Raw genomic sequence first — 23,925 nt, forward strand, 5'->3', positions numbered from 1 at the left:
ATACCGTCAGCATGAACGACAAGGTCAAAGCTGTTTCGCGCAATATCGAAGCTATTTACCCGCTGGCTCCCATGCAGCAAGGACTGCTGTTTCACAGCCTGATGCACCCTGGCAAGGGCATGTATCTGCTCCAATATCGCCATGTCATGGTCATGCCGGACCTGGACCTCGCGGCCTTCCGCCAGGCCTGGGCGCAGGTGGTGGAGCGCCATGAACTGCTGCGCACATCGTTCGTCTGGAAGCAGCAGAAACGCCCGATGCAGGTGGTGCACAAGCAGGTCGAATTACCGATCACCTATGAAGATTGGTCGCATCTGAGCGAAGGCGAGCAGCAGGACCGCCTCGAGCAATTGCTCAGCGCGGAGCGTGCCGAAGGCCTGGACTTCACCAAGGCGCCACTGATGCGGGTCAGGCTGTACAAACTGGCGCCCGACACCTACCAGTTCGTGCGCAGCTACCACCACATCCTCATGGATGCCTGGTGCTTCTCGATCATCATGATGGACTTCCTCAACGGCTACCGCGCCGCCCGGGAAGGGCGCCGACTGAGCCTGCCGACACCGCGCCCGTATCGCGACTTTATCCGGTGGCTGGAAACCCAGAAACCGGAAGATCACCAAGCCTTCTGGCAACAGCGACTGGCGGGCTTCGATACGCCCAACGAGTTTGGCTTTGGTCATGTCGGTCGCATCCAAGGTGCTGCCGAACCGGTCGAAGACTGTGTCGAACTCCTGGAGCCCGGGCAGACCCAGGCGTTGCAGAACGTCGCGGCGCAGCACGGCCTGACCCTCAACACCCTGGTGCAAGGCGCCTGGGCGCTATTGCTCGGGCGCTACAGTGGTGATCGCGACTTGGTAATGGGCATCACCGTCGCTGGCCGCCCGGTGCACCTGCAAGGCATGGAAAGCATCGTCGGCCTGTTCATCAATAGCTTGCCGCTGCGCTGGAGCTGTGGTCCGGAGGATAAGCTCGGCCCGTGGCTGAAAGCCTTGCAGACCGAAAACCTGAGCCTGCGCGAACACGAAAGTGTTTCCCTGGCCGACATCCAGCGCTGGAGCGACGTTCAGCGACAGGACTTGTTCCAGAGCCTGTTCGTGTTCGAGAACGCGCCCATTGCCGCCGACTTGCGCCAGGGCCAGTTGGATTACCTGATCAGCGACATGGCCAACCGCACCCACACCAACTACCCGGTCACTGTGGTAATCGTGCCGGGCGAGCGCCTGCACCTGCAGTTGACCTATCAAACCGACTGGTTCCTGCGCGAAGAAATCGAGCAGATGCTGCGGCATTTCCGCACCTTGCTGTTGAACATGGGCGATGCCCTCGGCGCAGACGCCGGCACGCCCTTGCATCATTTGGCGATGCTGGATGAAAGCGAAGTCACTCACCAGCACGAGGTTTGGGCCGGCGGTGGCCTGGCGGCGGACGAGCAACTGCTGCAACCCTTATACATTGAGCGATTCCAGCAACAGGTGCGCCAGACGCCAGAGCGTGTCGCCGTTGTCCATGGCGAGCAAAGCCTGACGTTCGATCAGCTGAACCGCGCCGCTAACCGACTGGCTCGGCACTTGCGCGCCCAGGGTGTGGGCAGCGACGACCTGATCGCGGTGTTCGACGAGCGGGGCCTGGATCTGGTGGTGATGATTGTCGCCACGCTGAAGGCCGGTGCCGGTTGGCTGCCGCTCGATCCGCGCAACCCGGCGCAGCGCCTGGCCCAAGTGCTGCGCCAGAGCCGCACGCCGTTGCTGATCCATAGCGCAGGGCAGGGCGAGCTGGCGATGCAGGCCCTCGACCTGCTCATGCACCGACCCAAGGCCGTTCGCTACGACCCTTCGGTGCTGGGCAGCTATAGCGACGATAACCTCGACATCACGGTGCACGGCACATCATTGGCATACTGCATCTTCACTTCTGGCTCCACTGGCACGCCGAAGGGCGCGATGGTGGCGCAGGCGGGCATGCTCAATAATATTCTCGGTAAATTGCCGGGGCTGGGGCTCGATGCGAACGATGTGATTGCCCAGACCGCGCCGCAGTGCTTTGACATCTCAGTCTGGCAGACCCTCGCCGGCCTGGTGCTCGGAGCCCGCACCGTGATCCTCGGCGACTGCGTGGTGCAGGACCCCGAGGCATTGGCCTCGGCCATCGGGCGGCACGGCATCAGCATCCTCGAAGCGGTGCCGTCCTTGATGCAAAGCCTGCTGGACGCTGGATTGCAAACGTCCCCCCTGCGCTGGGTGCTTGCCACGGGCGAGGCCTTGCCGCCGGCCTTGGCGTGTCGCTGGTTCGAGCGCTACCCGGCGATCCCGCTGATGAATGCCTACGGGCCGGCTGAGTGCTCCGATGACGTGGCCTTTCATCCGCTGCTCGAGCGCCTGCCGGAACAGCGCATCAACGTACCGATCGGCCGCGCCACGCTGAACAATCGCTTGTACCTGCTCAACGCCGATCTGCAGCCGATACCGGTCGGCGCGGTCGGGGAGATCTTCGTTGCCGGTGTCGGCGTCGGGCGCGGTTACATGGCCGACCCTGCGCGTACGGCGGCGGTGTTCCTGCCGGACCCGATCGCCAACGACGGTTCACGCCTGTACCGCACCGGTGACCTGGCGCGCTTCCTGCCCAACGGCGACCTGGAATACGTCGGACGCACCGACCATCAAGTCAAGATTCGCGGCCACCGCATCGAGCTGGACGAGATCGAGGCATGCCTGACCCATTACCCCGGCGTGCGCGAAGCCGTGGTCGTGGCCCGTGACGACCAGCAACGCGCCAAGGTACTGGTGGCTTACGTCGTGGCCAATGACGCCTGCAGCATCGAGATGTTGCGCGAGCATGTACTGGGCAATCTCCCGGCCTACATGATCCCGAGCGCATTCGTATTCCTGGAGCGTTTCCCGCTCAACGGCAACGGCAAGATCGACCGCAAGTCGTTGCCCTCCCCGGATTTTGCCGCGCAAAGCCAGGCCCGCTATGTGGCGCCGAGCAGCGAGTTGCAAGGCCAGTTGGTGCAAGCCTGGCAAAGCGTGCTCGGCCTGGACCAGGTGGGTGTCGAGGACAACTTCTTCGAGCTGGGCGGCCATTCGCTGCTGGCGACCCAGTTGATCGGCCTGATCGGTAAGCTCAGCGGCAAGGATTTGCCGTTGCGCGTGGTCTTCGAGCGTCCGACCATTACCGCCATGGCGGATTGGCTGGAGAACCAGGCCGGCGCGGTAAAGCCGTCGCCGACCTTGCTGCCGCGCCCGGAAACGCTGCCGCTCTCGTTTGCCCAGCAACGGTTGTGGTTCCTGCAACAACTCGACCCCGACAGCCCGGCGTACAACCTGGCCGGCGCCGTGCGCCTGACTGGCGAGCTGTACGTCGCTGACCTGCACGCGGCGTTGCAAGCGGTCCTCGACCAGCACGAGGTGCTGCGCACCGGGTTCATCGGCGCGGCCCAAGGGCCGAGCCAGGTTGTCCTGGCGCACAGCGAAATTGAGTTGCCAGTCATCGATGTGGCGAGCGAAGACGCGCTGCACGAACGGCTACGCCTGGACGCCATGACACCGTTCGCCCTCGACGCGGCGCCGCTGTTGCGCGCCAGGCTGTATCGCCTGGCGCCGGAGGCGTTTGTCCTGTCGTTGAATTGCCACCACATCATTGCCGATGGCTGGTCCTTGCAACTGATCATCGACGGCCTCTGCGAGCAGTACCGCAATCGTCGCAAGGGCGTCGCGACCCCACGGCCCGCCCCGGCAATGCAATACGCCGACTACGCCGTGTGGCAACGCCAGTGGATGGGCAGCAAGGCGTGCGAGCAAGAGCTGGCCTACTGGCGCGAGCAACTGGCCGGCGAGCTGCCGGTGCTCGACCTGGCGGCCGATTTCCCTCGTCCCGCCCAGGCGAGCCAGGCCGGTGGACGTGTCGAGCGTCGCTTGCCCGACGACCTGGCGGCGCGGCTCAGGACCTTCAGCGCTCGCCATGGCTGGAGCAACTTCATCCCGATGCTGACCGCTTTCCAACTGCTGTTGCGCAGTCGCAGCGGAGAAAACGACATCCTGGTCGGTGTACCGGCGGCCAACCGGCACCATGCGGCGTTGCAGCCGCTGGTGGGTTGCTTCGTCAACACATTGGTGTACCGCAAGAAAATCTCCGGCGAGCGCAGCCCGCTGCAACTGATGAGCGAATTGCAGGCATTGTCGGTTTCGGTCCAGTCCCACCAGGACTTGCCGTTCGATTACTTGATCGAACAGTTGGGAGTGGTCCGGCAGGTGAGCTACAACCCGCTGTTCCAGGTCATGTTCAATTACTTCCCGGGCAACGCTCTGGAGCGTTTCGAACTCACTGACGTCATCGCCGAGCCGCTGGACAACCGCCCGGAGAGCGCCTTGTGCGATCTGCACCTGGACGTGCGCGACAGCGAACACGGGATTAACCTGAGTTTGCAATACAGCAGCGACCTGTTCCGCGAGCAGACCGTGCGAGGCATGGCCGAGCAGTACCTGGCCTTGCTCGATGCGGTGATCCAACAGGCCGGGCGGCCGCTGGGTGAGTTGACATGGCAGCCCGCTGAACGGGCCCTGGCGCGGATCGATGGCCGCGCCCTGGCCGGTCAGCAAGACATCCTTGACGCCTTCGCGCTTCAGGTTGCGCGCCAGCCCGAGGCGATTGCCGTCGTGGCAGGCAATCAACAAATGACCTACGCCGAATTGGACCAAGCCGCCGAGGCACTCGCAACGAGGTTGCAGGTCCAGGGTGTCGGTGTCGAAGACCGCGTAGCGTTGAGCCTGCCGCGCGACGCTCGCCTGCCCATGGCCATGCTGGCGGTCCTCAAGGCCGGGGCGGCGTATGTGCCGTTGGCCGAGGACACGCCGCCGGAGCGCGGCCGCTACATTCTCCAGGCGGCGCAGCCCACGTTGTGCCTGGGCACCGCCGCGAGCCTCGGCGTGTTGGCGCAGTGGAACCCCGGCCTGCCGCTGCTGGACATCGACGCCAGTGGGGCGACCGGTACGCGCAAGCCTGTGGACTGCAACCCCGGTCAACTCGCCTACGTGCTGTACACCTCGGGTTCCACCGGCCAGCCCAAAGGGGTGGCGATCAGCCGTGGCAACCTGATGAACCTGATGCTGGCCGTCGAGCAGGTCCTGCCAATGACGGCCCGGGACCGGGTCCTGGCCTTGACCACCGCGACCTTTGACATTGCCATTGTCGAGTTGCTCCTGCCCTTGGCCCATGGCGCCAGCATCCTGCTGGCCGATCGAGAGCAGGCGCGGGACCCGCAAGCGATCGATCAGTTGCTGATAGGCGGACAACCCACCGTCATGCAGGCCACGCCGGCCACCTGGCGAATGCTCGTGACGCATACCTCCCGCAGCTGGCGGGGCGTGCGTGCCATCTCCGGTGGCGAAGCCTTGCCGTGCGCGTTGGCCGAAGCCATCGAGGGCAGGGGTGCCAAGGTCATCAACGGCTACGGGCCGACTGAAGCGACCGTCTACAGCACCTTCGAAGTGCGCGGTGGCGAAGAAAGCGCGGTCGAGGTGCCGATCGGGCAACCGGTGGCGAACACCGCCGCATACGTGCTCGACGCTGACTTGCAACCGGTGGCTGCCGGCGTGCCAGGTGAGCTGTACCTCGCGGGGGCCAACTTGGGTCGCGGCTATTTCGCTGCCGCGCGCCTGACCGCCGCCGCGTTCCTGCCGGACCCTTTCGTGGCTGGCGCGCGCATGTACCGCACCGGCGACCGGGTCCGACGCAATGGCAACGGCAGCCTGGATTACCTCGGGCGCCTGGATTTCCAGGTCAAGCTGCGGGGTTTCCGTATCGAATTGGGGGAAATCGAAGCGCTGTTGTCCCGCGTCCCCGGGGTCCGCGAGGCGGCCGTGGTGCTGCTGGGCAGCGGTGACGCGGCGCGGCTGGTGGGCTACTACGCTGGCGATGCGCTGGACGAAACGACTCTGCGCGCCAGCCTCGGCGCCCAATTGCCGGACTACATGTTGCCCGGCCAGTTCGTTCGCCTCGACACCTTGCCGTTGAGCCCCAGCGGCAAAGTCGACCGCAAGGCCTTGCCGGCGCCGCAACAGCGTGACGGCCAGCAGGGCGCGCTGTCGAGCGACTGGGAACAAACCCTGGCCGGCCTCTGGGAAGAGCTGCTGGAATGCACCGACATTGGCGCCGACGACAACTTCTTTGCCCTCGGCGGACACTCGCTGTTGGCGGCGCGGCTGGTGGCGCGAATCGCCGAACAGCATGGCCGCCGCCTGCCATTGCGCAGCGTGTTCGAACAACCGGTGCTACGGGACTTGGCCGCCATTTTGGCCCAGGCAAGCACCGAGGCTGATCGCATCCTGCGCCCGTTCGCAGAACCCTTGGCGCCGTTGCATTTCACTCAGCAACGCTTGTGGTTCCTTGACCGTTTACAGGGCGATACCCAGGCCTACCATCTGTCCTTGGCGCTGCGCCTGGATGGCATCCTACAACCCGATTTGCTGGAGCAGGCGCTGGCGCAACTGGAGGCTCGCCAACACAGTCTGCGGACGGTGTTCAGCGACACCGCCGACGGCGCACGCCAGCATATCGAAGACCTTGTGGCGGTGCCGCTGAGCTTCGAACCGCTGGAAGTCGATGAGCATTCGAGCGGCTTCGCCCAGAAGCTCAGCCAGGAGGCGCAGCATTCATTCGATCTCACAGCGCCGCCGCTGTGGCGGGTGCGTGTGTACCAGGGCCAGGATCGCAGCGTTCTGCAGGTGACCTTGCATCACATCATCGCTGACGCGCGTTCGCTGGAGATTCTCTTCAATGAACTGCAAGTGATCTACCAGGCTTTGCTGGAAAGGCGTGACGCTTGTCTGCCAGCGTTGCCGTTGCAGTTTTCCGACATCGCGGCCAGTTGGCAGAGCCCGGCGGGGCAGGCGCAGATCGAGTCGCAACTTGACTATTGGCGCCGTACCCTGGCGGGCGAGCCGCCGGTGCTGAACCTGCCGACCGACATGCCTCGGCCCGCCGAGCAGGGCTACAAGGGCCAGCGTCTGCGCTTCAACCTGTCGGCTAGGCTGGTCAAGCACCTGCGCGAGACGGCGCAACGCCATGGCCTGACCGCTTTTGCACCGTTGCTGGCCGCCTGGAAAACCTTGCTGGCCAGGCACTCGGGCCAACGTGAAATCTGGATTGGCTTGCCGGTCGCCCATCGCCATCAGGCTCATACCGACAACCTGATCGGCTATTTCGCCACCACCCAGGTCCTGCGCAGCCATCTCGATCCGCAACAATCGGTCGAACAGTTCTGGCAGCAGTTACAAACCACGCACCTGGCGGCGCAACAGCACGCCGACGTGCCTTTCGAGCGCCTGGTGGAAGCCCTGCAAGTACGCCGCGATCTCAGCCACACGCCGCTGTTCCAGGCGTTGTTCAACCTGATCCAACGCGATCCCACCGCAACGACCGAGCAGCACTTCGCCGGCTTGCCCGTACAGCGACTCAACGTTGAAAGCGACAGTGCCCTGGTGGACATCGGTCTGCACATCGAGCAGCAGGGCGAGGAGTGGCAATGCGTGCTGGAATACAACACCGACCTGTTCCTGGCGCACACCGCGCAACGTTATGCCGATGAGTTCCGCTACCTGCTCGAAGGCATGTTGGAACAACCCGAAGTGCGCCTCTGGGACATCGACCTGGCCAATGCCGACCATGCCTTGGCCCAGCGTCCTTGGAACCGTCCGGCGCAATCCTCGACGCCAGTGGTGGACGTCATCGCCCGTTTCGAACAGCAGGTCGTCCTGACACCTGAAGCGCTGGCGGTGGATTGCCAGGACCAGCAACTGACCTATGCGCAACTCAACGCCATCAGCAATCGCCTGGCCCAGTGGCTGCGCGCGCAAGGTGTCGGCACGGATGACCTGGTTGCGGTCTGTCTGACTCGCGGTCCATGGCTGCTGCCAACCCTGTTGGCGGTCCACAAGGCCGGTGCGGCGTACCTGCCACTGGATCCGCAGCAGCCGGGCGAGCGCCTGGGCTTAATCATCCGGCATGCGCGTGCGGCCATGGTGCTTACTGAAAGCCTTTGCGCCGGGGCCTTGGGCGGCGTCAACCACTTCCTGCTCGACGGGTTGGCGCTGGACAATTGCAGCGACGCCAACCTTGCATTGCCGATCGATCCACAGCAGCGCGCCTACGTGATCTATACCTCGGGCTCCACCGGCACACCGAAAGGCGTGCAGGTCAGCCGCGGTAACCTGAGCAATCTGCTGGCAGGCCTCGATCGCTTGCTGCCGCTTGGCGCCGAGGATGTTTGGCTCGCCAGCACCACGTACGCGTTCGATATGTGCAAGCCGGAGCTGTTCCTGCCGCTGGTCAACGGCGCGGCCATCCTGCTGGCGCGCCGCGAGCAGGTGATCGACGGGCATCAACTGTTCGCGCTGCTGCGCCGGGCGACGGTATTCCAGGCTACCCCCGCTGGATGGCAGATCCTGCTGGAAACCGGCCAGGCCGATTGGCCGCCGCTGCGTGGCCTGATCGGTGGCGAGGCGGTGCCCGGTGAGCTGGTGAACGAACTGCGCGGTCGTGGCGTGGCGCTGATCAACGCCTACGGCCCGACGGAAACCACCGTCTGGTCGACCACCCAGGCGTTGCAGGAGGTGCCGTCCGGCGTCGCCGACATCGGCGCGCCGTTGCTCAACACGCTCTGCTACGTGCTCGACGACATGCTCCGCCCGGTGCCGCTCGGCGCGACGGGTGAGCTGTATATCGCCGGCTCCGGCGTCACGCGAGGGTATCAGCATGCGCCGGCCACCACGGCGGCGGCGTATTTGCCGGATCCCTATGCAGGCGAACCCGGTAGCCGCATGTACCGCACCGGCGACTTGGTACGCCGCCGCAACGACGGGCGGCTGGCCTATGTAGGTCGCGGCGATTTTCAGGTCAAGGTGCGCGGTTTCCGTATCGAGCCCGGTGAAATCGAATCGCTGCTGCGCCGTTACCCAGGCGTGGAAGAAGCGGTGGTGATGATCGATCCGTGCAGCCAGAGCCTGTTTGCCTGGCTACAGACACCGAGCCCGGTCGATCAGGCGGCGTTGCGTCGGTATCTGGAAGGCGTGCTCCCGGGCTACATGATCCCGGCTGGCTTCATCGAGCAGCCACGTCTGGCCCTCAACGCCAATGGAAAGATCGACCGCAAGGCCTTGCCGGCACCACAGCCTGTGGCGATCCAGGGAGTGGCGCCGCGCAGCGAGCTGGAGCGGCAGTTGGCGGGCATCTGGCAGGACCTGCTGGCGTTGCCGCAGGTTGGCGTGTTCAGCAGCTTCTTCGAGCTGGGCGGACATTCGTTGTTGGCCATGCGTTTGATGACTCAGGTCGAGAGCCGTTTTGGCGTCAAGCTCGAACTGCGCAGCCTGTTCCAGAACCCCACAATCGCCGCGCTCGCCGAGCAGATTGAAAAACCCCAGGGGCCTTCGACCGACGAAGCCCTGGACGAAATGCAGCGCCTGTTGGCCGAGATGGAAATGTAAGGATGAGTACGATGACGCAACAAGCTTTCCTGGAGATTGCGCAGCGGCTGGCATCCTTGCCCGCGGAGAAGAAAAAGGTCTTTCGCCAACGCCTGTCCGAGAAGGGCATCGACAGCTGGCGCCTGCCGATCGTCCCCGCTCTGCTCGGCGAAGGCGAACACAGGCCGCTGGCGCAGGCGCAGCGGCGCTTCCTGTCGGCTGAAGCCCTGAGCAGCCGGGCCCTTTATAACCTGTGCTCGGTGCTGCGCTTCGATGGGCGCCTGGATGGCGCGCGTTTGCAACAGGCGATGCAGCAGGTGGTCGACCGCCACCAGATCCTGCGCACGCGCTACAGCCCTGACACCAGCGGACAGCTGCAGCCCCATTGCGAGCCACAACAGGTGCACTTGCCGGGCGTCGAACGGTTGACCATCGCCGCATCCGAGCACGAGCAATGGTGTGCCGATGAATATGCCCGCCAACTCGCCGAGCCCTTCGACCTGGCGCAGTCGATGCCTTGGCGCTGGAAGGCATTCAGCGATGCCCAGGAGCATTGCACCTGGCTTTTTTTCACCATTCACCACGTCGCCTATGACGCCTGGTCGGCCCAACAACTGACCCTGGAACTGGCCGAGGCTTACCGGGCACTCGCTTCGAACGAGCCTGCCGCGTTAGCTGAACTGAGTATCCAGTACGCCGATTACGCCGCATGGGAACGTGAGTGGCTGGACAGCGATAGCTGCCGGCAGCATATCGATTTCTGGCGCGACCAACTGGCCGATGCACCGGCGCCGATGGCGTTGCCACTGGACCGTCCGCGCCCCACGCCCACACAACGTCGCCACAGTGGCGCGGTCCTGACCCGGGAGCTCCCGCCGCAACTGACCACGGCAGTCGAAACCGCGATCCGCAATCATGGCGTGACGTTGTATATTTATGGCCTGACGGCATTCACCTGCCTGCTGTCGCGCTATAGCGGCGAGACTGATCTGTGCCTGGGCACCTCGATTGCCCAACGTGACCGTCCGGAACTGGCATCGTTGATCGGGCCGTTACTCAATACCCTGGTGATTCGCCAGCGCCTTCAAGGCAATCCGGACTTCAGCAGCGCGTTGCAGCGCACCCGCGACACCGTTGCGGCGGCGTTCGACCATCAGCAGTTGCCCTTCGAAAACGTCCTCGAAAACCTTGAACGTCCACGTTCGAGCCCGTTGTTCCAGGTCATGTTCGTCCAGGTCGATCTGCCCGAAAGCCGCACCCTGGCCTTGCCCGGCGTGGCGGTGGAGGTACTCGACCCGCCGCAACGCCACGCGCGTTTCGACTTGACGTTGCGCATGGTCCGTACCGCCGACGCGCGGCTGCGTTGCGAACTGGAATACAGCGACGAATTGTTCGACACGGCCACGGTCGAGCAAATGCTCGACGACTTGCTGGCGATCTTCCACGAGGTCTCGGCTCATCCGCAGCGGCGGTTGTCGGACCTGCAACTGGTTTCCACGCCGAGTGAAGTGCGCGGCCCGGTCCTGGGCGCGATCACGTTGCCGTTGGACCAGCAGGTGCTGCATTGGGCCACGCACACGCCGAATGCCGTGGCGTTGTGCAGTGTGGGGCAGAGCATCGATTACGCCACGCTCGGCGCGGCCAGTCGCTCGATGGCCGCACGGCTGGCCGCGCAGGGCGTTGGGCCGGGTCAGGTGGTCGCGCTGTGCATGCCGCGCTGTGCCGAACAAGTGCTGGCGACCCTGGCGTGCTGGCAGCGTGGCGCCACCTGTCTGTTTCTCGACCCGGCGCAACCAGCCCGGCGACTCGCACAACTGTTGCACGACAGCGGCGCGAGCCTGTGGCTGACATTGGCGCAAGCACCCGAGACCGGCGTGGGCATCCCATGCCTGGTGCTGAGCGCCGACGATTGGTCTCTCAACGCGAACATCCACCAGTACGAAAGCCTCAGCCAGCCTCAGTTGCCTGCCTACCTGATCTACACGTCGGGCTCGACCGGCCAGCCGAAAGGCGTTCAGGTCACGCATGCCAACCTCGCCCATTACGCCAATGCCGTCGGTGAACGCTTGCAAGCCAAATCGGGTAGCCGCTGGGCGACCTTGGCAACGGTCGCCGCCGACCTCGGCTTGACCTCTGTTTTCGCCGCGCTCAACGCAGGCGACACGCTGGTATTGCCACCGGCGTCGTTGGCCTTCGACCCGCCCGGCTGGGCCGATTTTCTCGACCAATATCCGGCGGATTGCCTCAAGATCGCCCCTTCGCACCTGCGCGGTTTGCTGGCGTTGGACGACGCCCGTCGCGTGTTGCCCAAGGTGCTGTTGATTCTTGGTGGCGAGGGGTTCGACCAGGCGTTATTCGCCAAGGTGCGTGAACTGGCGCCGCAACTCCGTATCTTCAATCACTATGGCCCGTCGGAAACGACTGTCGGCGTGGTCTGCGGTGAAATTCTGGACTCCGAGGCGTTCGTAGCGGGTCAGTATCTGCCGCTGGGCCAGCCGCTGTCCGGCTGTGAGTTGCGCATCGTCGATGGTCAAAATCGGTGCGTACCGCTGGGTGTCGCCGGTGAGCTGCTGATTGGTGGTCCCCAGGTTGCCCAAGGCTATCTCGGCCAGCCTGAGTTGACAGCACGTGCGTTCGGCGTCACGGCCCAGGGCCAACGCTTTTATCGCAGCGGCGACCGGGTTCGCCTGGATCGCGACGGGCGCCTGGTGTTTCTCGGACGTCAGGACGATCAAGCTAAGATCCGCGGGTTCCGCGTCGAACCGGGCGAAGTCAGCGCCTGGCTCAACGCCCAGCCTCAGGTTCGCGAAGGCGCCGTGCTGGCTTGTGAAGTAAAAGGGCGGACGCAACTGGTGGCGTATGTCAGCCCCTCGATGACAACCCAAGCGCTGGCGGCGCTGCAAGCCGAGGCCAAGCGGCAACTTCCGGAACACATGGTGCCGGCCCATTGGTTGGCGCTGGACGCTTTGCCGCTGACTGCCAATGGCAAGCTGGACCGACGTGCATTGCCTGAGCCGACGATCGGTGAGCCGGCCGCCGAAGCCACCGAGCAGCCCAGCGGAGCGACCGAACAACGATTGGCGCAACTGTGGTGCCAGATCCTCGGCTGCGCGCCAGTTGGCCGCGCGGACGATTTTTTCGCTCTGGGCGGGGATTCGATTCTCAGCCTGCAATTGATCGGCCTGGCATCCCGGGAAGGGCTCAAGCTGGAACCGCGGGACGTGCTGCAGCATCCGACCCTGGCGGCCATGGCCCTGTGCATCGACTGCCGCGCCGAGCCGGCATTGCTTGCGGTTCTGACGGCTTTTCGCGAGTTGCTGGGACAACCTGGCCTGGGGCCGGACGCCGATTTCTTTGCCATGGGCGGCGACTCGATCCTCAGCTTGCAGTTGATCGCGCGCTTGCGTCAGGCCGACTTGCGCCTGATGCCCCGGCAATTGCTGGAAAACCCGACCCCTCGGCAACTGGCCAAGGTGCTCGCACCGATCGTCGCACCGGTCGCTGATGCCGTGGCGCCGTGCGAGGACGCGGCGCAACCGCAGGCTCTGTCCCATGCCCAGCAACGGGTGTGGTTCATGCAGCAATTCGACCCGGCTGAAACCGCCTACAACGTTACCCAACTGTTGGCCTTGCGCGGCGACCTGGATGTGCCCCGCCTGCAACGCGCCTGTCAGGCGCTGGTGACCCGGCATGACGCATTGCGCTGCCGTTTTTTCGAAGAGCACGGGCAAGTCTGGCAGCGGCTGGACGATACGGCTGCACCGATCTTCAACGTCCATGACATCGGCGCCCTGAGTGACTCGGAACAGGACGCGGCCATTGCCAGTGCCGCCAAGCGGGTGTTCGATCTCACGCGAGGTCCGCTGCTGGCCATCGATGTGTTTTGTGTGGCGCCTGGCGACTATCGCCTGCTGTTCAACGTGCACCACATTGCCGTGGACGGTTGGTCGATGGGCTTGCTCGTCCAGGATCTGGCAGCGCTTTATCAAGATCAGACCCTACCGGCGGCAAGCGCTTTGCTGCCGTTGATCAAGGCGCATCGAGAGCGCTTGGATGGCGCGTATGGCAAGGATTCGTTGGCCTATTGGCAACAACGCCTGGAAGGCCTGGGCAACGAGCCGCTGGAGCTGCCTGAGCAATCCACGCGGCCGGCGGTGCAGGCGTTCGGTGGAGCGCGAGACGAATATGTGCTGCCCGGTTCGCTGAGCACTGCGGTCGAGGCGCGGGCGAGGGTGCTAGGCGTCACGCCGTTCGTGCTGTATTTCGCGGCCTATCAGTTGCTGCTCTGGCGCCACGGCGGGCGCAGTGATTTCGCCATCGGCTTGCCGGTGGCGGGGCGTGAGTCAGTCCAGAGCCAGGCGTTAGTCGGGTTGTTCGTCAACACCCTGGCCCACCGTGTCCAGATCGACGGCCGCCAGAGCCTGCAAGCATTCGTCCAGGCACTGGACAGCACGCTGAATGAGGACCTGGCCCATCAATCGCTGCCGTTCGAGCAGTTATTGGAAGTGCTGGATGTAGAGCGCAGCCTGGATCGCACGCCGCTGTTCCAGACGATGTTCAACTATCAGGTCGACCATCAGGATTCCCGCAGCCTGAACCTGCCCGGCATCAGTGCCCAGGCTTTGGCGCTGCCGGGTGGCGTGGTGAGCGCCAAATTCGACCTGACGTTCAACCTGTTCACCCAGGGTCGCGGTGCCGAGGCCAGCACCGGTTTGATCGTCGAATACGCGACCGCATTGTTGCGGCCCGACATCACTCGCCGGTTGGTAGAGGATTACCAGGCATTGCTCGCCAGCCTGTCGGGCCAGGATCTTGATGCGCGCCTGCTGGAAATCCCGCTGCGTTCGGTTGCGACGTTGGCGACTGCCGGGAAGTCGTTGCCCTTGCACGGCGAAGCGGATTGGGTGACGCGTTTCGAAGTGCAAGCCGCTGTGCATCCCGAGTGCATCGCCGTCTATTGCGCCGACCGCCAATTGAGCTATGCCGCGCTGGAGGCCCAGGCTAACCGCTTGGCTCATTGGTTGCTGGCCCAGGGCGTCGGGCCTGAATCGTTGGTTGCCTTCTGCCTGCCTCGGGATGAACGCCTGTTGGTGTGCATGTTGGGCATCCAGAAGGCCGGTGCCGCCTATTTGCCACTCGACCGCGCCCATCCACCGGCCCGCCAGGCGCAAGTGCTCAACCGGGCGCAGCCACATATGCTGCTTTGCGATTCGACGACAGGGGATTGGCCTGCCGACCTACGTGTTTGCCTGTGGGCAGATCTGCCATTGGCGCAATTTCCCGCCCAGGCGCCTGGATTGGCGACGCACCTCGGGCAACTGGCCTACACCCTCTACACCTCGGGGTCGACCGGGCAACCCAAGGGCGTGCAGATCAGCCGCGGTAACTTTGCCAATTTCCTGCTCGCCATGGAGCAGGCGCTGCCCTTGGATAACGTGCAGCGTTACCTGGCCTTGACCACTGTCACTTTCGACATTTGTGGCCTGGAGCTCTGCCTGCCGCTGGTGCGTGGCGGCTCGGTGGTCCTGGCGGACGAGGACGAGCGCCAGGATCCGCTGCTGCTTGCACGCTTGATTAACGAACGGTCCGTTGACCTGATCCAGGCCACGCCCGCCACCTGGGCGATGTTGTTGCAAGGCGATCGCCGGGTGTTGGAAGGGCGAGTGGCCCTGGCCGGCGGCGAGGCGGTGCCGAAGGAGCTGGCCAGCGAGCTGAAGCAGCACGTGGCGCGCTTGATCAATGTCTACGGCCCGACCGAGACCACGGTGTGGTCGACCCAGACGCCGATCGACACACTTCAATTGCCCGTCGCCCCGATAGGCCGGCCGTTGCTCAACACCCGCTGCCATGTTCTCGATGAATACCTGTGTGAAATGCCGCCAGGCTGCGTCGGTGAACTCTATATCGCCGGTGACGGACTGGCCCGGGGTTATGCCGGGCAGCCGGGGCTGACCGCAGAGCGCTTCATTGCCGACCCGTTCGGTAACGGTGGTCGCTTGTACCGCACCGGCGATCTGGCGCGCTGGCAGCCCGACGGCCAGCTGTACTACCTCGGACGCACCGACGACCAGATCAAGTTGCGTGGCTATCGCATCGAACTGGGGGAAATCGAAGCCGTCCTGCTCAGCCATCCTCAAGTGCTGCAAACGGTGGTGGCCGTGCAAGGCGAGCAGTTGGCCGGATTCTGGGTGGCGAATCCTGACGATGCACCTGGTGAGGCAGCTGTTCGAGACTATTTGCAGGCGCGCTTGCCGGTCTACATGGTGCCGACGCACCTGCAGGCGCTTGAGCAACTGCCGCTCAACAGCAATGGCAAGGTCGATCGCAGACAACTGCCGCGCTTGCAATCGGTTGTCGGCAGCGCGCCAGCAACCGGGCGCCCGCTGTCGGCCGGCGAGGGGATGCTGGCGCAGATCTGGGCCTCGGTGCTGAACGTGCAGGACGTCCCACCCGACGGACATTTCTTCCAATTGGGCGGGCATTCCCTGATGGCGGCCCAGGTACGCGGGCGCCTGCGGGAACAGGGCTTCGAGGTGCCATTGCGCTGGCTGTTCGAAACACCGGTGCTGGCGCGACTGGCCGAGCGAATCGAGGGCCTCGCCGCTGAGCAGGATCTGGCGTCGGTGACGATTCCGGTGGTTGACCAAGGCATCGATCAACCCTTGTCCTCGGCGCAGCAACGGGTCTGGTTGATGCAACAACTGGATGAGGTCGACAGCAGCTTCAACATGAGTAGCAACGTGCGCTTGCGTGGGGAACTGGATAACCAAGCCCTGGAGCGTTCGTTGCAACGGTTGGTGAATCGACATGCCATCCTGCGCACCACCTATCACCAGTGCGGCGGCGAGTTGCGCCAGCGAATCCACCCGCAATTGGCGGTGGCTTTGCAACGCCTGGCGTCGAGCGAATCGAAGTGGTCAATCGATGCCCGGGACATGGCGCTGCGACCGTTCGACCTCGGCAGCGAAGCGCCGCTTCGGGTGGTCCTGTATCGCCTCGGCGAACAGGAGCATGTACTGCAAATGGTCATGCACCACATTGCCTCCGACGGTTGGTCCGGCGCGGTGTTGGTCGATGAGCTGATCGAAGGTTACGAGGCCTACAGCACCGGCGTGCTGCCAACCCAGGAAGCGCTGCCGATCCAATACGTCGACTACGCCGTTTGGCAAGGTTCGGCGGCGGTCCAGTTGCGTCAAAGGGAAGGCTTGGAGTTCTGGCGAAGGACCCTGGCGGGGATTCCCGCGCAGGTGCCATTGCCATTCGATTTCCCGCGTCCGGAGCGAGATAGCGGTGCCGGGGCGGCGGTGGATTTCCAATTGTCGCCCGCCACGGTGGGCCGGTTGAAAACCTTTGCCCAGGACAGCGGCACGTCGCCTTTCATGGTGCTGCTGACGTGTTATGCAGCCGTGCTGCAACGTGAGACACAAGGCCGCGACCTGGTGATTGGCACGGACGTGGCGAACCGCTTCCATCCGGCCACCGAATCGCTGATCGGCTTCTTCGTCAACCTGCTGGCCTTGCGCATCCGCGTGCAACCGGAACTGAGCTTCCATGAGCAGGCCATGCAAGTCCGCGAGTTATGCCTGCAAGCGTTCGCCTGGCAGGACACGCCGTTCGAACGCGTGGTCGAGTGCCTGGAATTGCCGCGGGTGGCCAATGTGCATCCACTGTTGCAGACACTCTTCGTGCTCGACAACACGCCGCGTCAGCAGCGCCAACTGGGCGATCTGCAGGTCGAGCCGTTGACGGGCGAGCAGCACCACTCCAAGTTCGACATGGCGCTGTTCGCCAGCGAAGACCGCGACGCGCTCAGCCTGCGCTGGGTGTACCGCACCAGCCTGTTCCGTCCGGCCACCATCGAACGCTTGCGCGATGCCTTCGAGTTACTGCTGGAGCGCGCGCTCGCCGCGCCGCAAACCCCTATCGATACCTTGATGCCGACTGTGAAGGGAGCTGCTGCAATGTCCACGGACAACCCGCTGCAACGCAAAATGAGCAAATTGGGCAAGATGCGCCAGGGCGGATCGGCGGCTACCCGTGAGCCCATCGAGGCCCGGCCGCTACGAGCGGACTCGGCATTCCCGTTGCTGGTTTCGTTGCGTGACCGCGAACTGGCCCCGGCCATCTGGGCGCAAGCCAACCGCGACAAGGTCGAGCACTGGTTACGCGAGCATGGCGGCATCCTGTTCCGTGGCTTCGACCTGCCGACCCCGGCGGATTTCGAGGCGTTCTGCCAGGCGCTGTGCCCACAGCTGTACGGGCAATACGGTGATCTGCCGAAAGAGGAAGGCGGCAAGAACATCTACAAGTCCACTCCATACCCCAAGGACCGGATGATCCTGTTCCATAACGAAAGCGCGCATCAGCACCGCTGGCCACGTCGGCAGTGGTTCTACTGCGAGACGCCCGCGACGTCCGGGGGCGCGACGCCAATCGTTGACAGTCGCCAGGTCTACCGCGAATTGCCGACGTGGTTGCAGGCGAACCTACGAAGCAAACAACTAATGTACGTGCGCAATTTCAGCACCAGCCTGGACGTTAGTTGGCAGCACTTCTTCCAGACCGAGGACCGAGCCGACGTCGAGCGGATCTGTCGTGAGAGCAACATCGAGTTCCAGTGGCGCGGCGCCAATGACCTGCACACCCGGCAGGTGTGCCCGGCGGTGATCCTGCACCCGTTGACGGGCGAAGAAAGCTTCTTCAACCAGATCCAGCTGTACCACCCGGCATTGCTCGATGAGGATGTTCGCGAGCAATTCCTGCGCGACGGCGAATCGGCAATGCCCAGGCAAGTGTTTTATGGGGACGGCTCGGAGCTCGAACCAGCGGCTATCGATGCCATCAATGCCGCCTACGACCGTTGTGCCGTGCGCTTCGACTGGCAACAGGGCGACGTGGTGATGCTCGATAACATGCTAGCGGCCCATGCTCGGGATCCGTTCGAGGGCGAGCGCAAAATCGTCGTCGCCATGGGGGAAATCTATGCCCGCCACCAAGTCATGGCCGCGCCGGCGCAGACCGAAGAGACACTTGAAGAGTTGACCCCATGATGGACCTTGGACTCACGCTTTCACCCCAGCAGAAACAACTGGCCCAGGCCAACCCACACGCCTGGCGCTGGGTGCGCATGGTGCTGACAGGCGTTCCCGAAGGCATCGTCGAGCAACGCTTGCGCGACAGCCTGGCGCAGCATCAAGCGCTGCGCTTGCGCTATGAGCGGCCACTGGGCGCCACCGGGCTGCGCCAAAGGGTGATCGAACCTCAGGCATTGCGCCTTGACTGGCGCCAGGGGCGCGCAACCGACGGTCACGATGAGCAGGATTGGCTGGAAGAGGCGCGGCGTCGCTGCCAGGCCGAACAGCCCGACGTGCTGGCTTGGCTGCTCGATGATCAATTGTTGCTGGCGGTCCCGGCCTACTCGCTGGACGCGCGCAGCCTGGTCCAGTTGCGCGAGCATTTGCTGGGCCGCGCCGCGCCGCTGGATGACGAGCCCATGCAGTACGTGGACTACGTCGAGTGGATCAACGGCCTGCAACTGGATGAAGACGCTGAGCAGGGCGCACAGTTCTGGCGCAACCTGGCCTTGCAGGACATCCCGGGCATGCGCCTGGTCGAACGTTATGGCATCGCCAGTGGCCGTCATGCCGTCGTCCGTCAGGAGTTGGCGCAAAGCGAGGTGACGGGGCTGACCGCCCTGGCCGAGCAGGAAGGTATCGCTGAGGAGCAGTTGGTCTTGGCGGCCTGGGGATCATTGCTCGGCAGGCTCAATGGCCAACGGCAGGGCCAACTGGGTTTGCAGCATGACCCTCGAGATAACTACGAGGAACTGACCGGCGCGTTTGGTGTGTTCGAACAGACGTTGCCGATGGTGATGCAAATGTCCGAGCACAGCACCCTGGTCAACCTGGCCCGGCAAATGGCCCGGCAACTGGAGAGTGCCGTCGACTGGCAGGAATACGTCGGCCAGGCGCAGTTGTTGCCAGAGTGGCGAGCCAGTTTCCAGGCAGGATTGCAGGTTCTGCAAGTGCCGCAACCGGACGCGTTGCAGTGGCTCTCGTTTGACACGCCGATCGAGCTGCAACTTCAGTTGACCCTCCACACCCAGGGCAATGGCGAGCTGGCGTTGGCGTATGATTGCGGGGTGTATCGCGAGGAGCAGATGCAGGCGCTGCTCAAGCGTGTCAAGCATTGGCTCGGCCAACTGATGCAGTCGCCCAATGAGCTTATCGATGGCATGGATGCGTGTCTGCCCGAGGAGTCGCTGGTGTCCTCGCCGCGTCCTGACCTCGGAGCGGACCTTGACATCATCGTTGCCCTGCGCCGGCACGCCCAGGCACACCCGGATCGCCCGGCGCTGCGGTATGCCGACCAATTTCTCTCATACGCTGAACTCGATGCCTTGAGTGACCGCGTCGCCGGCAGCCTGGATCAGGCGGGCGTGGGCCGCGGCGACGTGGTGGGGCTGTATCTGCCACGCGGCGCGCAGATGCTGGTTGCGATGCTCGCTTGTTTCAAGGTCGGTGCCGCGTATCTGCCTTTGGATCCCCAACAGCCGCCGCTGCGGCTGGCTGCGGTACTCGATGACGCCCAACCTGCGTTACTCCTGCACTTGGAGGGCCTCTTGCCTGACACGTCGGCCCGGACGCTGTGCTGGTCCCAGGCAAGCAACGGGCCTGTGTCAGCTACATCGCACTCCGGCACCGCGCAAGACCTGGCCTACGTGCTCTACACCTCGGGCACCAGCGGCAAGCCAAAAGGGGTGCAGATCGAACAAGGGCAATTGCGCCATTACGTCACCCAAGTAACCCGTGCACTGCAACTGCCCGAGGGCGGGCATTATGGGTTGGTGTCCTCGCTGCTCGCGGACCTGGGCAATACCGTGTTGTTCCCGGCGTGGCTGCAGGGCGGTTGTGTGCATGTGCTGGCGCAGTCAACGGTGACCGACGCCCAGGCCTTTGCCGAGGAGCTAAGGCGTTATCCCCTCGACGTGCTGAAAATCGTCCCATCGCACCTCGAAGCCTTGATGGGCGAGCAAGCCGTCGGCGTACTGCCTCGCCAGGTGCTGGTATTGGGCGGGGAACCGATTGGCGAGGCGTTGCTGACACGCTTGGCCCAGGCCGAGCCGGCCTGCCGACTGTATAACCACTATGGCCCGACCGAAACCACCGTCGGGGTGTTGTGGCGAGCCATTGATCTTGCGCAGGGCGTGACTGGTTGTGCGTTGAATCAAGTGTTGGGTGCCAACCGTATTCATCTGCTTGACGAGCAGCAACGGCCAGTGCCGCCCGGCCAGGCTGGCGAGTTGTACATCAGTGGCGCCAGTGTCGGCAGGGGATACGTCGGCAATGTCGGTGGCGAGGCCTTCGGTGTAGATCCTGCCAGCGGCGATCGCCTGTACCGTACCGGTGACTTGGTCTTACGCCAGGCCGATGGGGCCCTGCGCATTCTGGGGCGCAATGACCATCAGGTGAAAATTCGTGGGTTTCGCCTTGAGCTGGCGGAGGTCGAGCAGGCGATGCTCGCCCAGCCGGGCGTCTTGCAAGCCGCTGTGCTGCTGGATGGCGAAGGCGATCTCGGGCGGTTGCTGGCATTTGTAGTCACGGACGATGTTCAGTTCCAGGGGACGGATCCGTTGCGCGCCAGCTTGGCTCGTCAATTGCCGGATTACATGCTGCCCAGCGGAATCTTTGCGTTGAAGGCCATGCCTCTGAACAGCAACGGCAAGCTCGATCGTAAGCACCTGCTCGAACGGGCCCGGCAGCGATTGCAGAATACGCGGGTGAAGCCGGAGGGGGAGCTGGAGACGGTGGTCCTTGCGATCTGGTGTGACGTGCTGGGGGTCGATGACCTCGGCGTAACGGACAATTTCTTCAACGTTGGCGGGCATTCGCTGGCGGCGATCAAAGTGGTGTCGCTGATCCGTGAACGGTTGGGCCTCAACCTGCCGACCAATCTGTTGTTCGAGCGGCATACGGTGCGTGATCTGGTGCAGGACCTGGACGATATCGGCAGCGGCCCCTTTAAGATCTTGAGCGACGCCGATCCGCACGCACCGGCCTTGCTGGCGGTGCATGGTGCGCAAGGGCACCTGCAGGCTTACCAGCCGCTAGTGGAAAACCTGCGCGGCGAAGTGGCCGTCTTTGGCCTGGCCGCCCTTGAAAATGACTGGGCCCACGGCGATATGGATGCGCTGTTGCAGCAATACGTGGCGAGTATCCCGGTCCAGCTCAAACAGCGACCGATGGTGTTGTTGGGCTGGAGCCTGGCCGCGCGCCTGGCCTTGTTGCTGGTGCCGCATCTGCAAGCCAGCGGCTTCAGCGTCGAAGGCCTGGTGTTGCTCGATCACGATGCTCAGCGCAGCCTGGCCGGCGAGGGCGACGAAGCGGGCCAGTTGATTGCCGATTTCGCGTTTTATTGCCGCAGCCACGGCCAGCCGATCGGCGAGTCGCTACGGGAACGGTTGACGGGCCTGTTGGCCGGCCTCGACTATGCCGAGGGTGTCGCCCGGCTGCTCGACGATGAACAGGTGCGCGGGCACCTGCAATGGAAAGCGGCGGATGGTGAACTGCTGGCGCTGATGGCGCGATATCGCGCGATCAAGACCCGTTTGTACGAGCAGGCCTTGCCAACCGTTGACGTGCCAGTCTGGTTGTGGCGCGGCAATGCCCACGGCGACTTGCGCGCACAATGGCAAGTCCACGCGCGCCAACCGGTTAGCCAGTGGACGCTGGACGTGGGGCATCATGAGATGCTCGGCGAGCCGCGACTGGTCGAAAACCTGCTGCCTTTACTGTTGCAAACCTCTGCCAAGGTGGTGTCGGTCCCATGATGTTATTGAGAGAACTGCTGCACAACGCGCGATGGCGCATTTTCCTAGCGGTGCTGAGCAGTGCCCTGAGCGCGGCCACCAGTATCGGCCTGATCGGCTACATCAACCGCTGCCTGGAACAAGGTCTCAATGACCTCGGCCAGGGCTTGCTGCTGTTCGGTGGCCTGCTGGTGCTGTTGTTCATCAGCGGGGTCACCGCGCAATGGCTGCTGGTGCAGATCGGCCATCGGCTGGTGTACCAGCTGCGCTTGCGGCTGGTGGGCAAGGTGCTGGGCACCGCGCTGGAACGCATCGAACGGTTGGGCAGCCCACGCATCTACAACGCCCTGACCAAGGACGTGACCACCGTCGCCACGGCCTTCAAGCAATTGCCGATTTCCTTGTACAACGGCTTGCTGCTGTTGGCGGGGCTGGCCTATATGGCGTGGTTGAGCCTGCCGTTCTTCGGCCTGACGCTGGCAGTAATCGCCGCTGGCGTCGGCCTCGACGTGCTGCTCGGGCGCAAGGTCAAGACCTTGATGCAGGCGGTCCGGCAGCAGGACGACCAACTCACCGAGCAGTTCGAAGCCGCCATCCAGGGGCGTTGCGAACTGGGCCTGAGCCGGGAGCGTCGGCATTTGCTCTATCAACGCAAGCTCGAACCCATCGCCCGGGCGTCGCTGGACGCATCGGTACGCGCTGACACCTTATGGGCCGTCAACCTGAACTGGACGACGTTGCTGGTGTTCGTGCTGATCGGCACGCTGTTTTTCCTCGGCCAGGGGCTGGGATTGCTGAGCCAGCAGGTGGTGGTGGGCTACGTCTTGGCGATCATGTTCCTGCGCACGCCGATCTCGATGATCCTCGACGCTATTCCCGCTGTCATTCGTGGTCATGTCGCTTTACAGGCCATTGATGCCCTGGCACTGGGCGAGACGGTAGAGTTCAAGGCGTCCGCGCAAGCAGCGCAGCCGTTTCGTGATCTGCGTCTGTCGAACGTGCATTACCGGTATGCCGGCAAGAACGAGGAATTTGCCTTTGAATTGGGACCGATCGACCTGACGATCCGGCGCGGCGAGTTGATCTTCATTGTGGGGGGCAACGGCAGTGGCAAGTCGACCCTGGCCAAGCTGCTGACCGGGCTCTATGTGCCCGCTTGCGGGGAAGTTTCACTCAACGGCGTGGTGCTCGATGCCAGCACCAGCGAATGGCATCGCGAGCACTTCGCCGCGATCTTTGCCGACTTCTATCTGTTCGCCGATGTGTTGGGCGAGGCGGGCGACCATGAAGGGCTGGAGGCTCGGGTGGACCATTATCTGGAGCGCCTGGGGCTGGCCCACAAGGTTGAATTCGCCGCTGGACGCCTGTCCACCACCGCGTTGTCCCAGGGCCAGCGCAAGCGCCTGGCCTTACTGTTGCTGATGATGGAAGGCCGTGAAGTGTTCCTGCTGGACGAGTGGGCGGCCGACCAGGACCCGGTGTTCCGCCATGTGTTCTACAACGAATTGCTGCCCGAGCTCAAAGCGGCCGGCAAGACGGTCATCGCGATCACTCATGACGACCGTTATTTCGACGTGGCGGACCGGGTCTATCGTCTCGACTACGGCCACCTCGTCGATTACGACCGGGCGACGGAGAATCCCTTTCAATTGGCAAAATGAT

4 protein-coding genes are annotated in these 23,925 nt (G+C 63.8%); all 4 read left to right on the plus strand.

Annotated elements, in window-relative coordinates:
- The first annotated feature begins 11 nt into the window (after positions 1-11).
- From J3P90_RS11850 to J3P90_RS11865, 4 genes are read left to right on the plus strand one after another with little or no spacing between them, the layout of a single operon-like run.
- Positions 12-9,476 carry an amino acid adenylation domain-containing protein gene (locus tag J3P90_RS11850; RefSeq protein WP_434676429.1) on the plus strand — a complete coding sequence of 3,155 codons (9,465 nt, stop codon included), beginning with the start codon at positions 12-14 and terminating at the stop codon, positions 9,474-9,476.
- A gap of 11 nt (positions 9,477-9,487) precedes the next feature.
- The gene (locus J3P90_RS11855) at positions 9,488-18,505 is read left to right on the plus strand and encodes an amino acid adenylation domain-containing protein (RefSeq protein ID WP_434676430.1); all 9,018 of its coding nucleotides are present in this window, start codon (positions 9,488-9,490) and stop codon (positions 18,503-18,505) included.
- Entirely contained in the window at positions 18,502-22,284 is a 3,783-nt protein-coding gene (locus J3P90_RS11860; RefSeq protein ID WP_434676431.1) for a non-ribosomal peptide synthetase, read from the plus strand. Before J3P90_RS11855 ends, J3P90_RS11860 begins: the two co-directional genes overlap by 4 nt.
- On the plus strand, positions 22,281-23,924 hold the full coding sequence (locus tag J3P90_RS11865) for a cyclic peptide export ABC transporter (RefSeq protein WP_420763723.1): 1,644 nt from the start codon (positions 22,281-22,283) through the stop codon (positions 23,922-23,924). Before J3P90_RS11860 ends, J3P90_RS11865 begins: the two co-directional genes overlap by 4 nt.
- The last annotated feature ends 1 nt before the right edge of the window (position 23,925 follow it).

Source organism: Pseudomonas sp. D3-10 (genome assembly GCF_051132175.1).
Classification (GTDB): domain Bacteria; phylum Pseudomonadota; class Gammaproteobacteria; order Pseudomonadales; family Pseudomonadaceae; genus Aquipseudomonas.